This is a genomic window from Streptomyces thermospinosisporus, assembly GCF_039526425.1.
GTDB classification, from domain to species: Bacteria; Actinomycetota; Actinomycetes; order Streptomycetales; family Streptomycetaceae; genus Streptomyces; species Streptomyces thermocarboxydovorans.
Genome location: NZ_BAAAIZ010000011.1, coordinates 88126 through 101783, shown reverse-complemented (window position 1 = coordinate 101783; position 13658 = coordinate 88126). Strand labels below are relative to the sequence as shown.

The 13658-nt window shown below is 74.5% G+C and carries 12 protein-coding genes; 7 read left to right on the top strand and 5 right to left on the bottom strand.

Going from position 1 to position 13658, the window contains the following annotated elements:
* Nucleotides 1-54: 54 nt before the first annotated feature.
* The 3 genes from ABD207_RS06230 to ABD207_RS06220 form a co-directional block, all read right to left on the bottom strand.
* Nucleotides 55-936, bottom strand: coding sequence for a hypothetical protein (locus tag ABD207_RS06230; RefSeq protein ID WP_344010677.1), 882 nt, complete (start codon nt 934-936; stop codon nt 55-57).
* Nucleotides 937-1039: 103 nt separating this feature from the next.
* The gene (locus tag ABD207_RS06225) at nt 1040-2551 is read right to left on the bottom strand and encodes a hypothetical protein (RefSeq protein ID WP_344010676.1); all 1512 of its coding nucleotides are present in this window, start codon (nt 2549-2551) and stop codon (nt 1040-1042) included.
* 189 nt (nt 2552-2740) lie between these two features.
* A complete protein-coding gene (locus tag ABD207_RS06220) occupies nt 2741-3445 on the bottom strand; it encodes a GntR family transcriptional regulator (protein WP_344010674.1) in 705 nt (234 codons plus the stop codon).
* Nucleotides 3446-3591: 146 nt separating this feature from the next.
* Between ABD207_RS06220 and ABD207_RS06215 the strand changes: the two genes are divergently transcribed.
* Genes ABD207_RS06215 through ABD207_RS06195 form a run of 5 tightly spaced genes read left to right on the top strand, consistent with a single transcriptional unit; the run spans nt 3592 to nt 8046 of the window.
* On the top strand, nt 3592-4911 hold the full coding sequence (locus tag ABD207_RS06215; protein ID WP_344010673.1) for an MFS transporter: 1320 nt from the start codon (nt 3592-3594) through the stop codon (nt 4909-4911).
* A complete protein-coding gene (locus ABD207_RS06210) occupies nt 4908-5729 on the top strand; it encodes a putative hydro-lyase (RefSeq protein ID WP_344010671.1) in 822 nt (273 codons plus the stop codon). The genes ABD207_RS06215 and ABD207_RS06210 overlap by 4 nt, the downstream gene beginning before the upstream one ends.
* Nucleotides 5730-5750: 21 nt before the next feature.
* Entirely contained in the window at nt 5751-6509 is a 759-nt protein-coding gene (locus ABD207_RS06205) for a LamB/YcsF family protein (protein ID WP_344010670.1), read from the top strand.
* Nucleotides 6506-7180 carry a 5-oxoprolinase subunit B family protein gene (locus ABD207_RS06200; protein WP_344010669.1) on the top strand — a complete coding sequence of 225 codons (675 nt, stop codon included), beginning with the start codon at nt 6506-6508 and terminating at the stop codon, nt 7178-7180. The genes ABD207_RS06205 and ABD207_RS06200 overlap by 4 nt, the downstream gene beginning before the upstream one ends.
* Nucleotides 7177-8046, top strand: a complete 870-nt coding sequence (locus ABD207_RS06195; protein ID WP_344010667.1) for a 5-oxoprolinase subunit C family protein — start codon at nt 7177-7179, stop codon at nt 8044-8046. Before ABD207_RS06200 ends, ABD207_RS06195 begins: the two co-directional genes overlap by 4 nt.
* Before the next feature lie 851 nt (nt 8047-8897).
* On the opposite strand, the gene ABD207_RS06190 is transcribed toward ABD207_RS06195, so the two are convergent.
* Nucleotides 8898-10316, bottom strand: a complete 1419-nt coding sequence (locus tag ABD207_RS06190; protein ID WP_344010665.1) for a HEAT repeat domain-containing protein — start codon at nt 10314-10316, stop codon at nt 8898-8900.
* Between the two features lie 324 nt (nt 10317-10640).
* The gene (locus ABD207_RS06185; RefSeq protein ID WP_344010664.1) at nt 10641-11033 is read right to left on the bottom strand and encodes an ankyrin repeat domain-containing protein; all 393 of its coding nucleotides are present in this window, start codon (nt 11031-11033) and stop codon (nt 10641-10643) included.
* Nucleotides 11034-11339: 306 nt separating this feature from the next.
* Between ABD207_RS06185 and ABD207_RS06180 the strand changes: the two genes are divergently transcribed.
* Complete coding sequence (locus ABD207_RS06180) at nt 11340-11534, top strand: hypothetical protein (RefSeq protein ID WP_167990790.1); 195 nt, start codon at nt 11340-11342, stop codon at nt 11532-11534.
* A gap of 49 nt (nt 11535-11583) precedes the next feature.
* Entirely contained in the window at nt 11584-13311 is a 1728-nt protein-coding gene (locus ABD207_RS06175) for a hypothetical protein (RefSeq protein WP_344010663.1), read from the top strand.
* The last annotated feature ends 347 nt before the right edge of the window (nt 13312-13658 follow it).

Here is a 13658-nt window from a genome sequence, read left to right as displayed (position 1 = left end):
GGACTCTCGTAAGGCTGGGTGAGACGGGGAGTGTTCGGCGGGTGGTGGGACGGGTCAGGACGAGTGGAACGGCAGGCCGGCGTCGGCGACCAGGTCCAGGTCGTCCCCGTCCTCGGGCGGGAGCAGGGTCGGTGTGCCGTCGGTGACCGGTACGACGCCCAGCTCCAGCAGTTCGGCCATGGCGGCGCTGCCGGCCATGTCCCGCACCTGGAGCTGGTAGCGGGCGGTGGTGCGGTAGGTGCCGCCGTTGTCGTCGCCGGTGCGCTGCAGGAAGCCGGAGTCGGTGAGGAAGCCGACGGCCTTGGCGACGATGCCGGTGGTGGAGCCGGCGAGCCGGCGGGCGTCCTTGGTGGCGCCGGTGGCGCTGCGTCTGGCCCAGACCCGCCAGGCGGCCTCGAGCCCGGGGGCGTCGCTGACCGGGTCGGTGTTCTCGCCCTGCTCGGCCGCGCGTTCCTCGAGCCGGCGGCAGGCCTGGCGGACGAAGGCGTCGACGCCGTTGACGGTGACCCGGCCGATGTAGCCGTCGTCGGCGAGGTCCTCGGGGCGCGGGAAGGCCATGGCGGCGACGGCGAGATGGGCCAGTCCGTGCAGGAACCGGTCGCCGCCGTCGGCGGAGGTCCGCCGCGCGTAGTCGCTCATGCGAACGGCGAACACCGAGTCCTCGGCGGCGGTGACGGCCATTCCGGCGCGCGGCGACACCTCCAGCACGATCAGTCCGAGCCCGGTGGCCACGGCGTCCGCGATCCGGGCGAAGGAGGGGTCCTCCCGGTAGCGGCGCAGCAGGTCCGCGTACTCCTGGTCGCGGGCGGGCTGAAGCTTGGGCTGGAGCCCGAAGGCGACGAGCCGCGCGGCGTCGGCGGCGTCGGCGGGCGTGACGGAACCGCTTCCCGACGATGCGGGAGCGTCTTCCTCGCTCCAGTCGGCCTGCTCGTTCACGACGGCAACTCCTCGAACTCTGCTACGGGCGGCGGGGCCGCTTTCTCGGCGGGCACGGTGGGTCCGGCGCCGGCGCTCCGGCGGCGGCCCGTGGCGGGCGCCTTCACGCGGCCTCCGGTCCGGTCGCGTCCAGCAGGGCGGTCCCCACGATGAGGTCCGCGCCGCCGAACTCCGGGTCGTCCAGCTCCGTGCCGTCGTCGACGGCGAACAGCAGCCTGCGCTCGCCCTGCCGGACGGCCGTGCCCACCGGGGGGCTGGCCGCGTGCACGGCCAGCAGCGCCACCAGGTAGGGCAGTTCGGGGTCCTGGCGGCGGGCCTGCGCCAGCAGTCCGGACAGCCGGCGCGGGGCGTCCGCCGGAAGGTCCAGCAGTTCGGTCGCCGCGGCCAGCTGCTCCTCGGTGAAGCGGCTGTCGTCGGGCGTGGCGATCAGGTCGGGCTCGGGCATCTCGGCGCCGAGGTGCTCCCGCTCCACGGGCGGGGTGAGCAGTATGTCGACGAGATCCGCGACCCGGACCGACACCGGTGTGCGCAGGCCGGTGCCGTGCGCGAAGAAGGCGTCGGTGACCCGGACGGCCTGCTCCACCGGCAGCGGCAGGCAGGGCGCGAGGAGCTGGCCGTACAGATCGGTGCCGGAGGCCGCGGCGGGCGCGGCGAAGGCCTGCCGGTCCTGCTCGGCGCGGAACAGCGGGCCCGCCTCCAGCAGCCGGGACTGCAGCTGCGTATGGCGCCGGATGCAGTCCTTGACGATGTCCACCAGCTCGGCGGCGCGGCGCTTGTGCTCGGGGTCCTCGGACTCGTCGCGGGCCTTGCGGATGTTGGTGAGGATCGCGTTCTCGTGGCGGTACCGGTCGGCCACGTGATCCAGCGCCTCGGCGATCATGTCGGGCACGGCGTTGAGCCAGTCCACGGCCCGTACGTTGCGCCGGGTCGCCTCCAGGGCGCGGCGCAGCGTCTCGGAGTACTGCACGGTGCGGTAGCGGGCCTGTTCGGCGGCGAGCTGGGCGTCGGCGAGCCGGCCGCGGCTGATCAGCACCTCCAGCTTGACCTCGGCGGCGATCTGGGCGCTGGTGACATCGGTGTCCAGCGCGCCGACGAGGACGTTGACGGCTTCGTCGGTGGTGCGCAGATAGACCGCGCCGCCGGGGCCGGGGACCTCCTCGATCAGCTTGAAGTCGTAGTCCCGCCGGACGTAGGTGCCGTCGGGTCCGAAGACGCCGTAGACGGCGCGGAAGCCGCGGTCGACGCTGCCGACGTTGATGAGGTTCTCCAGGACCCAGCGGGCCACCCGCTCGTGCTCGGCGGCGGGGCGCTGCGGGGCCTGGGCGGCAATGCGCGGGATCAGCCGGGCGACGATCTGGTCGTGGTCGGCGCCCGTGTCGAAGTCCATGTTCAGGGTGACCAGATCGATGGCCGCGAGGGCGATCTCCGCCATGCCGTACACCGAGTACTCACCGGCCAGATTGGCCTTGCGGGCGTCCAGGTCGTGCAGCGGCGCGGTGCAGGCGAGCGCGCGCAGCCGCCGCGCCAGTCCCTCGTCGGCGGCCGGGCCCGGTGCCGGGCGCGGCCCCGCGCTGAGCTGGGGCGGAACGCTGTCCGTCGTTGCAGGCGAAGTCACGGTGCACAGACTAGGTCCTCGGTCTGACAACATCCCAAACGACCCAGATGCACCCCGGCGCACGGACCGGCCCCGCCGTCCGCCGCTCCGGACCCGCCGTCCGCGCGCGGGTTCCATCCGCCCCTACGGTCCCTCGTCCGCGCCGCGCGTTCCGGCGACCGCCTCAAGGGCGCAGGTGCGTCTCCCGGTTCAGGCGTCCGGGTCCTGCTCCTCCACCCGCTGCCGATACACCTCCACGACGCGTTCCAGCGAGTCGTCGAGGTAACCCGCCAGCAGTTCCTCGGCCTTGGCCAGTTCCCCCGCCTGCAGGGCCTCGAGTATCGCGACATTTCGTGCGATGTACGGCTCGTGCAGCCGCTGCGGCTCGTCCACCAGGTGGAAGGCCAGCCGCAGTTCGGCGAAGACGCTGCGCATCAGTTCGTCGGTGCGCTCGCTGCCGGCCAGCGCGACCAGCTCCCGGTGGAAGTGGATATTGGCCGTACCCACCGCTTTCCAGTCACCTTCGCGCGCCGCCCGGCGGCCCTCCTCCACCGCCCCGGCGAGCGCGTCGAGCCCGTGGGGCGGCTCGCCCAGTCCGCGGACGACGGCGCACTCGACGAGCCGGCGCGTGCGGTAGATGTCCTCGACGTCCTCGACGGTCAGCACCCGCACGAAGACCCCGCGGTTCAGCTCGTGGACGAGCAGCCGCTCGTGCGTGAGCAGCCGGAACGCCTCGCGGAGTGTGTTGCGCGACACACCGAGCGCCCCGCCGATGCTGTCCTCCGACAGCCGGGTGCCGGGCGGGAAGAACCCCTCGGCGATCCGGCTTCTGAGGATGTCCGAGACGCGTTCGGCGGTGCTGGTGCGGCCCAGCAGGGCGCGGTCGTCGGCCAGGGGGCTCAGCTGCTCTGCCATGCCCGGAATTCAACCGCACACCGAAGAACAAGACAACGTGGGTATTGAAGGATCGTTGAACGATCCTCTACGGTGCTCGACACGGCACGGCTCACCTCCCCCCACGCCTCCCCGCACGCATCCTCCGTCTCCCCTGCGAGGTGCCCATGAGCACGACCCCTTCCCCCCGTCCCCTCACCGGCTCCCCATGCCCCGCCCCCGCCGAACACGCCGACGACAGCGGGGCGTTCGGCTGGCTCCGTGCGCTCGGGCCCCGCGGCCGGCGTGCCTTCGGCGGCGCGTTCGGCGGGTATGCCCTGGACTCCTACGACTACTTCACTCTGCCGCTGACGATGGTCGCGCTGTCGGCCTACTTCGGCCTGAACAGCGGTCAGACGGGCCTGCTCACCACCGTCACCCTGGTCGTCTCCGCGATCGGCGGCGCCCTCGCGGGCGTGCTGGCGGACCGGATCGGCCGGGTGAAGGCGCTGCTGCTGACGGTCACCACCTACGCGGTGTTCACCGTGGCCTGCGGCTTCGCACCCGACTACGAGACGCTGCTGGTGTTCCGGGCCCTGCAGGGTCTGGGCTTCGGAGGCGAATGGGCGGTCGGCGCGATCCTGGTCGCCGAGTACGCCACCGCCAAGCACCGCGGCCGTACCCTCGGCGCCATCCAGAGCTCCTGGGCCGTCGGCTGGGCGCTCGCCGTGGTCGTCTACACGATGGTCTTCTCCTTCGTCGACGAGGACCTCGCCTGGCGGGTGATGTTCTGGACCGGCGCGCTGCCGGCGGTGCTGGTGGTGTGGGTCCGGCGCAGTGTGCACGACGCGCCCGCGGCGGCGGCCGCGCGCGAACAGAGCCGGGAGAAGGGCTCGTTCCGGGTCATCTTCCGGCCGGACCGTCCCGGCTCCCCCGGCCTGCTGCGCACCACCCTCCTCGCGGTGCTGCTCTCCACGGGTGTGCAGGGCGGCTACTACACCCTCGCCACCTGGGTGCCGACCTACCTCAAGACCGAGCGCGGCCTGTCGGTCGTCGGCACCGGCGGCTATCTCACGTTCCTCATCTCGGGCGCCTTCACCGGCTATCTGACCGGCGGCTACCTCACCGACCGGCTGGGCCGCCGCCGCAACATCTGGCTGTTCGCGCTGCTCTCGGCCATCTGCATCCTGGCCTACGCCAACCTGCCGAGCGGCGCCGGATCCCTGGTCCTGATGCTCGGATTCCCGCTCGGCTTCTGCATGTCGGCCATCTTCAGCGGCTTCGGCTCCTACTTGAGCGAGCTGTACCCGACCGCGGTGCGCGGCACCGGCCAGGGCTTCACCTACAACACCGGACGGGCGGTGGGCGCCGTCTTCCCCACCACCGTCGGCTTCCTGGCGGACAGCTGGGGCGTGGGCGGGGCGCTGGTGTTCGGTGCCGTCGCCTACGGCCTGGCGGCGCTGGCGCTGCTCGGACTGCCGGAGACCCGCGGGAAGGAGCTGGCGTGAACCGCACCGAGGAACGCCCGGTGGCCCTCGTCGAGGAGGAGGCGCACGCCTGGCGCCCGGCCACCGCCCGCGCCCGCTTCCGTCAGGGGCTCACCGGCCCCACCGCCGGTGTCGCGGCCGGGCACACCCAGGCCAATCTCATCTCGGTGCCCGCGGACTGGGCCTACGACATGCTGCTGTTCTGCCAGCGCAACCCCAGGCCCTGCCCGGTGCTGGACGTCACCGACGCCGGATCGGTCACCACGGTGCTCGCCGACGGCGCGGATCTGCGCACCGACCTGCCGCGCTACCGGGTGTGGGAGCACGGCGAGCTGGTGGACGAGCCGACCGATGTGCGGGCACACTGGCGCGACGACCTGGTGTCGTTCCTGATCGGGTGCAGCTTCACCTTCGAGTGGGCGCTGGCCGCGGCCGGCGTCCCGCTGCGGCACCTGGAGCAGAACCGCAACGTGCCGATGTACGTGACGAGCTGGCAGTGCCGTCCGGCGGGGCGGCTGCGCGGGCCGATGGTGGTGTCCATGCGGCCGGTGCCGCCCCGGCACCTGTCGGCGGCGATCCGGGAGACCGGGGTGATGCCGGCGGTGCACGGCGGTCCGGTGCACTGCGGCGACCCCTCGGCGCTCGGCGTGGCCGACCTGGGCCGGCCCGATTTCGGCGACCCGGTGGAGCTCGAGCCCGACGACATCCCCGTGTTCTGGGCCTGCGGGGTGACCCCGCAGGCGGCAGTGATGGCCTCGGGTGTGCCGTTCGCCATCACCCACGCCCCGGGACGCATGTTCCTCACCGACGCCCGCGACGATCAGTACCGCGTGGCCTGAACCAGGAGACCCGAAGGATCCATGACCTCGATCGATCTCAACGCCGACCTCGGCGAAGGCTTCGGCCGCTGGCGGCTCACCGACGACGAACGGCTGCTGTCCGTCGTGACGAGCGCCAATGTGGCCTGCGGCTTCCACGCGGGTGACGCGGTCACCATGCGCCGGGTGTGCGAGCTGGCGGCGGAGCGCGGGGTCCGGATCGGCGCCCAGGTCTCCTACCGCGACCTCGCCGGTTTCGGGCGGCGCTCGATGGACGTGCCGCCCGCCGAGCTGGCGGCGGAGGTGGCTTACCAGATCGGGGCCCTTGAGGTGTTCGCCCGCGCGGCGGGCTCCAGGGTGGCCTACGTCAAGCCGCACGGGGCGCTGTACAACCGGGTGGTCCACGACGTGGAGCAGGCCGAGGCGGTGGTGGACGGGGTGTTCCTGGCCGGCCCGGAGCTGCCGGTGCTCGGCCTGCCCGGCTCGCGGCTGCTGGAGGTCGCCGGCAAGGCGGGACTCCCGGTGGTCGCGGAGGCGTTCGCGGACCGCGCCTACACCGACGAGGGCACGCTGGTGCCGCGCCACGAGGAGGGCGCCGTGATCACCGACCCGGAGGCGGTGGTGGCGCGCTCGGTGGAGCTGGCCCGCTCCGGCTCGGTCCGGGCGCTGTCGGGGCGGCGGGTCGAGGTGCGGGCCCGGTCGCTGTGCCTGCACGGCGACACGCCCGGCGCGGTCGGCCTGGCACGCCGGCTGCGGGAGCGGCTGGAGGCGTCGGGGGTGCGGGTGGAGGCCTTCGTATGAAGGTCCTGCCCGTCGGCGACGACGCCCTGCTGGTGGAGGTCTCCTCGGGCGAGGAGGCGCAGGCGCTCCACGCGGAACTGCTGCGCCGCCGCGCGGAGGGGGCGCTGCGGGTCGGCGAGATCGTCCCGGCCGCCCGTACCGTCCTGCTCGACGGCCTGCCCGACCCCCGGCGCACCGCCGCCGAGCTGACGGCCGCCGACATCCCGCCCGTCCCTCCGCGCGCACCGGAGACGGTCGAGATCCCGGTGCGCTACGACGGACCCGACCTGGCCGACGTGGCCGCGCACTGGGGCGTCCCCGTGGCCGAGGTCGCCCGTATCCACGCGGGCACCGAGTTCCAGGTGGCCTTCTGCGGATTCGCCCCCGGCTTCGGCTATCTGACGGGCCTTCCGTCCCGCTACCACGTGCCCCGCCGGTCGACTCCGCGCACCGCCGTCCCGGCCGGCGCGGTGGCGTTGGCGGGCCCGTACACGGGGGTGTACCCGCGCCCCTCCCCCGGCGGCTGGCAGCTCATCGGCACCACGGACGCGCCCCTGTGGGACCCCGCCCGCACACCGGCCGCCCTGCTGTCGCCCGGCACCCGCGTGCGCTTCGTGCCCGTGGGGGCGGCCTCGGACCGGAACGAGAGTGCGACGGCGGGCGCCGCTGCCGGGACGGCGGGTGCGGCATGACCGACCGTGCGCTCGTCGTCGTACGGGCCGGGGCGCTGACCACCGTGCAGGATCTGGGCCGTCCCGGGCACGCCCATCTCGGCGTCCCCAGGTCCGGCGCCCTGGACGGGCCCGCGGCGGCCCTGGCCAACCGGCTGGCCGGGAACCCGCCGGAGGCGGCGGTCCTGGAGACGACTCTCAACGGCGTCGCCGTGCGGCCCCGTTCGTCCGTGACCGTCGCGGTCACCGGTGCGCCCGGCCCGGTCACCGTGGACGGCCGCCCGGTCCCCTGGGGCGCTCCGGTGCGCGTCCCCGCCGGGGCACTGCTGGACGTCGGCGCGGCCGTCTCCGGGGTGCGCGCCTATGTGGCCGTCTCCGGTGGGATCGCGGTCGACCCGGTGCTGGGCAGCCGCTCCACCGACCTGCTGTCGGGCCTCGGCCCGGCGCCCCTCACGGACGGCGAGCTGCTCCCGCTGGGCACCGGCCCGGCCCGGGCCGCGCCCGTGGACACGGCCCCGCAGCCGGCGCCCCCGGCCGAACTGGTCCTCCGGGTGACGCTCGGCCCCCGCGACGACTGGTTCACCCCCGAGGCGGTACGCGCCTTCACCTCGGGCACGTATCGCGTCTCACCGGCGAGCAACCGCATCGGCCTGCGCACCACCGGCCCCGCCCTGCCGAGGGCGCGCACCGGTGAACTGCCCAGCGAGGGCATGGTGCTGGGCGCGGTCCAGGTGCCGCCGGACGGCACCCCGGTGGTCTTCCTGGCCGACCACCCGACCACCGGCGGCTACCCGGTGATCGCGGTCGTCCGCCCCACCGACCTCCCCGCCGCCGCCCAGGCCCGCCCGGGCACACCCGTGCGCTTCGTGCCCGTCCGCCGCCGCTGAGCCGCACGGGGCCGGTCCCACGACGTCTGCTGCGCGACGCGGTTCACGCGGCAGGCGTGGGCCGCCGGCCAGGCCGCCCGGGCATACCGGTACATTTCGCACCGGCCCGCCGCCACTGAGCCGCACGGCGCCGGTCCCACGACGCCTGCCGTGCCACGCGGCCGACGCAGCACACGCGGACGCCGAGCAACCCGCCCCGGCACACCCACACCTCCCGCACCGGCCCCCCGCCACAAAAGCCGCACGGCGCCGGTCCCACGACGCCTCCCGTGCCACGCGGTCGGCGCAGCACACGCGGACGCCGAGCAACCCGCCCCGGCACACCCACACCTCCCGCACCGGCCCCCCGCCACAAGCCGCACGGCGCCGGTCCCACGACGCCTCCCGTGCCACGCGGCCGACGCAGCACACGCGGACGCCGAGCAACCCGCCCCGGCACACCCACACCTCCCGCACCGGCCCCCCGCCACAAAGCCGCACGGGGTCGGCCACCACGTCTGCAGTGCCGTGCGGCCGACGCAGCACGGGTGGGGGCCGACGGCCAGGCCCGTCCCGGCGCTCATGCCCGTCCGGCGCCGCGCCGCCGGACGGCGGCGGCCCCTCCTGCGCCCGCCGAGCGAGGTGGATCGCCGGCCCACCGCTCATCGCCGTCATCCGCCCGGGCAGCTCCCGGCCGCCTCCCCGAACACGCGGCGCCCCGTGGGCTTCACCACCCGGCGCCCCTCAGCCGCACGCAGGCGGCCCCACCGCGCCCTGCCCCACTTCTGGGGACACAGGGCCGACGGGGCCGCCTCGATCGTTCGTGGGCGCCGTTCCGTTCGCAGGCGCCGCTCATCGTGCGGCGATGGGATTCACACGGCCGTGCCCTCCTGGCCGATGCGGCTGCGGACGGCCGTCTGGACCTCGGCCTCCTCGGCCGGGTCGGCGGCGAGGCGGCGCAGGCGCTCGACGACGCGGGTGTCGCCGGTCTCGGCGTGGCGGGCGGCGAGTTCGCGGGTGGACTCCTCGCAGTCCCAGAGGCATTCGACGGCGAAGCCCCGGCCGAAGGAGGGGTCGGTGGCGGCGAGGGCGCGGGCGGCGCGGCCGCGCAGGTGGGAGGAGGCGGTCTCGCGGTAGATGTGGCGCAGGACGGGGGCGGCGCAGCCGATGCCCAGGCGTCCGGCGCCGTCGACGAGGGTCCACAGGGTGGGTGCGTCAGGGCCGTCGCCGCGCACCGCCTCGCGGAGGGCGGCGAGGACCAGGTCGCGGTCCTGGGCTCCGCCCCGGCAGGCGAGCACGCGGCCGGCGGCGGCGCCCAGCTGGTCGGGCCGACGCGCCCAGGCGCGGGCCCGGTCCACGGCGGCGAGACTGCGCATGCGTTCGAAGGAGGCGACCGCGGCCTCCACGACGGGTGCGGAGCCGGTGGCCACGGCCTGCTCGATCAGGTCGAGCACGTCGGGATCGTTGCTGTCGGCGAGGTAGCGCAGGGCGGTGCACCGGGCTCCCTCGGTGCCGTCCTGGGCGGCCCGGACGATCTCGGGCCGGTCCTCGGGGCCCGCGACGGCGGTGAGGCAGCGGGCGGCGGGGACGTGGAGCGCGGTGCCGCGTTCGACCCCCTGCTGGGCCCACTCGAGAACGGCCCGCACGCTCCATCCGGGCCGGGGTCCGGCGGGGCGCATCTGCCGCTGCCATCGGTCGAAGCAGCCGCTCTCGTGGGCGGCCCGCACGCGCGCGGCGACGGCGGGGCGGGGATCGTCGGCCCACAGCCGCCAGGGCCGGGGCTCGAAGGAGTCCCGCACGGTCGCGGCCAGTTCCGCGTCGCCCTCGGGGCCTTCGGGGAACCGGGCAAGCACGGGCTCGGCCAGGGCGCGCAGGCCCTCGTCGTCGTCGCGCAGCGCCAGTTCGTCCAGGGCCCAGGTCCAGTTGGTGCCGTGGGCGGCGTACCTGCGGAGCAGGTCCAGGGCCTCCCGCCTGCCGTAGGAAGCCAGATGGCCGAGGACGGCGAGGGCGAGTCCGGTGCGTGACTCGTCGGTGTCGAGCACGTCCTCGGGGTCGAAGAGGTGGGCCTCGATCGCGTCCAGTTCGCCGTGCAGATCGAGGTAGAGGCGGGCGTAGTAGAGGGAGCGGTTCTCCACCTGCCAGTCGTGGCGCGGGTCGCGCAGCACACAGTGGTTCAGCGCCGCGAGCGCCTCGGAGCGCGGGGCGGTGAGCGCGTGCAGTGTGCCGTCGCCGCGGCCCCGCTGGAGCAGGCCGAGCAGCGTACCGCTGGGCGCTATGACCGGATCGAACATGGGAAACAGCCTCACATCAAGCGTCGACGCAACCGGGGGTGTGCATTACCTGGCCGCGTGACAACACGTCGGGGCGCCCGCCGTTTCCTGCTTGCTGTAGACCATCTTCCTCTGCCTCTCGTCGGTGGCCCTGGCGGGCCGCATCACGGCCCGCGCGGTGCGGCAAGAGCTGCCCAGCCATCACGTCCGTGAACCACGTCGTCATGATGACCCGGCGGTCACATCCACCGCGACCGATATTTCGGCGGCCCTGTACCGCCTCCCCCGTTTTCCGTGTCTTCACTGGTCAGAGCGCCCCGGCGGGCGCTCGCTCAGGTGTCCGGCTCAGTGCTCGCCGAACAGATTCAGCAGTTCGGCCCGGCCGAACATGCGCGCGGTGTCGACGGCCGAGGGCGTCCCCGCGTTCGGATCGGCGCCGCCGTCGAGGAGCGCCTTGGTCACCTCGGCGTCGCCCTTGAAGGCCGCCCCCGCGAGGGGGGTCTGGCCGCGGTCGTTGACGCGGTCGGCGTCGGCGCCGCGCTCCAGGAGGGCCCGTACGGTGCCGGCGTGCCCGTGGTAGGCGGCGAGCATCACCAGCGAGTCGCCGCGGTCGTTGGTGAGGTCGGCCGGGACGCCCGCGTCGACGTAGGCCACGAGCTCCTCGGTCCGGCCCCTGCGGGCCAGATCGAAGATCTTGGTCGCCAGCTCCACGACCTCGGGGTCGGGGGCTTCAGTCATCGGCCGGACCGCCTCTCACGTGCTTCGGGGACTGCGGGGACGGGCGTACGCCTGCGAGCGGTGCAGCGCCGTACGGGTGAACCGCCAGGGTACTGGCTCGTGCGGCACATGAGCCGCGACGCCCGAGGTAAAGATCACGGCAGAGCCGACCGGACGCAACCACCCGAGGCAACGGGGCGACACGGCCCCCTGAGCCATATGAGCGAAAAGCTACCAAATGCACCCAGTTGCACCTTTTATCGTATAGACACATCCTGTGAGCCTGGAAGTACTCAGGGTGACTGTCCCCGAACCAGGAGAACTCACATGTTCATCTCGATCTCATGCGTGGTGCTGCTCGGCATCGTCGTCTTCATCTTCTTCCGCAAGGACGGACTGAAGCTGTCGCACGCGCTGGTCGCCATGCTGTTCGGCTTCTACCTGGCCAGCACGGCCATCGCCCCCAGCATCAAGGCCGGCGGCGAGAGCCTGGCCAGTCTCCTGGGCGGGCTCAGGTTCTGAGCCGCCGCCCCGCACCCCGCCCGCTCGTACGGACCCTCTGGAGGCATCAGTGGCCCGGCGCCCCCTCCCCCGCATCCTCAGCCACGGCGGCGCGCAGCTCGCCCGGAGCCGGGAGCTGGCCCGGACGGCGGCCGACAGCGCCACGGACGTCCTCCATCCGCTCATCACGATCACGCGCGGACTGCGCCGGCTGGCCTCGGCCGGCCGGCGCAGATGGGCGGAGACGCCCAAGGACCGGCGCGGTCCGCTGCTCTTCCTGGCGGCCTCGGTGGTCCTGGTCGTGGCGCTGATGCCGTACGGCCCGCTGCTCGCCGTCATCACCGTGATGGCGGCGGCGGCCTGGCAGGGCCGGGACCGCAGACCGAAGGCCCCCCAGGGGCCGGACCCGTCCCGCAGCCAGCGCCTCAAGTCGCTCTACGAGGCCCTGGTGCCGTACTTCTCCACCCCCGACGACCCCGAGCCGCTCTACAGCCACGGCGGCGCGTGGGACAAGGCGTTCCCGGAGTACGAGTTCGACGGCGGCGGCCGGATCACCCACCTGGTGATCAGCTACCCCGCCTACTTCCCCGACGGCGAGCCGGAGTCCCGCGCCCGGATCGAGCACCTGCTCGCCGCCAAGTCGGGGCGCGACCGCGAGTACCACTTCGCCTGGGACGAGGAGGGCAACCTGCTCACGCTGCGCGCCCTCGCGCCGCTGCCGGTCGACATCGCCGCCCAGCGCTTCGTCACGTCCCCCGGCGAGACCGTCCTGGGCTTCACCGACCCGATCCGGGTGCAGCGCACCCTGCCGCTCACCTACGGCGAGGAACGGTGTGACGTGCCGCCCGTCGTCTGGCGCACCGGCATCCGCTCCACCGCCCCGCATCTGCTCGCCCTCGGCCAGCCGGGCAGCGGCACCTCGACGCTGCTGCGCTCCATCGCGCTGCAGGCCCTCCAGCACGGCGACGTCATGATCATCGACGGGGGCGGCACCGGCGAGTACGCCTGCCTGACCGGCCGGGAGGGCGTGCTGGCCGTCGAGTGCGGCCCGGCCGGGGCGGCGGAGAGCCTGAAGTGGGCCGCGCGGGAGACCGAGCGCCGGCTGATCGCCGTCAACCGGGCGCACCAGGCGGGCGACCCGCCGCCCGAGGACACCCGGCGGCCGCTGTGGATCCTGCTGGACCGCCCGACCGTCTTCACGCATCTGGCCGCCGCGGACGGCCGCCCGGACCCCCAGGCGCTGCTCCACATGCCGCTCCGGCACGGCCGCCCGGCGAACGTCACGGTCGTGGTGGCCGACCAGCTCGACAGCCTGGAGACCCTCAGCGAGGCGGTGCGGCAGCACACCCGGGCGCGGGTCGTCCTCGGCCCGGCCACCGCCGAGCAGCTGGAGTCCGTCCTCGGCGCCCCGCCGCCCAGCACCCCGGTCGACCAGATCCCCGCCGGCCGCGGCTACGCCCTCCTCGGCACCGGCCCGGTCCACCGCCTCCAGGTCCCGGCCACCCCCAACCCCTACGACGACGCCACCAGCGAGGCCCTGCGCCAGGCCGTCCTCGAGCTCCTCCCGCCGCGTACGACCCCGGCGGACGAGGAAGCCCACCAGGCCGCGGCCGCCCAGGAGGCGGACACCCCGGCCCCGGCGGTCCGCCTGGAGAAGGTCCCGTCGGACCGCACCCAGGCCCGGGACGCGCAGGACACGACGGATTCCGACGAGCCCAAGGTCCCCGCCGAGGCCCTGGCCGCGGGCCCCGCCACGCAGCAGCCGACCAGGGAAGGGGCAGTCGCCGAGTCCTCCTGAGCCCCATCACCCCCGGGCGGCGCCGACTCCCCGGCCCCGATGCCCATGGGGGCGCAGGTGCCTCGGGGCCGAGGCCCCTGCGCCACTCCGGCCCCCCGCTCCCGCGCCCAAGCCGAGCTCGCGCCAAGGACTCCCTGAGGCCCGCCGACTCCCGGCCCCGGCGCTCCTGGCGAAGGCTCGGGCGCGAGGCCCCCCGAGCCTCGCTGAACCACCCGGCCCCGGCGCTCCTGGCGCAGGCTCGGGCGTGGCGCCCTGAGCCCGCTGAACCACCCGGCCCCGCTCCCGGGCCACCGCCCGCTCCCGCCCCTGGCGCTCCTGGCCCCGCCGGGTCCTCGCGTTGGGCTCCC

Bases quoted from the DNA above. Each gene is read 5' to 3' on its own strand.
- ABD207_RS06220 (WP_344010674.1), bottom strand. From the start codon at position 3,445: ATGGCAGAGCAGCTGAGCCCCCTGGCCGACGACCGCGCCCTGCTGGGC.
- ABD207_RS06190 (WP_344010665.1), bottom strand. From the start codon at position 10,316: ATGTTCGATCCGGTCATAGCGCCCAGCGGTACGCTGCTCGGCCTGCTC.
- ABD207_RS06195 (WP_344010667.1), top strand. From the start codon at position 7,177: ATGACCGACCGTGCGCTCGTCGTCGTACGGGCCGGGGCGCTGACCACC.
- ABD207_RS06205 (WP_344010670.1), top strand. From the start codon at position 5,751: ATGACCTCGATCGATCTCAACGCCGACCTCGGCGAAGGCTTCGGCCGC.
- ABD207_RS06200 (WP_344010669.1), top strand. From the start codon at position 6,506: ATGAAGGTCCTGCCCGTCGGCGACGACGCCCTGCTGGTGGAGGTCTCC.
- ABD207_RS06180 (WP_167990790.1), top strand. From the start codon at position 11,340: ATGTTCATCTCGATCTCATGCGTGGTGCTGCTCGGCATCGTCGTCTTC.
- ABD207_RS06215 (WP_344010673.1), top strand. From the start codon at position 3,592: ATGAGCACGACCCCTTCCCCCCGTCCCCTCACCGGCTCCCCATGCCCC.
- ABD207_RS06185 (WP_344010664.1), bottom strand. From the start codon at position 11,033: ATGACTGAAGCCCCCGACCCCGAGGTCGTGGAGCTGGCGACCAAGATC.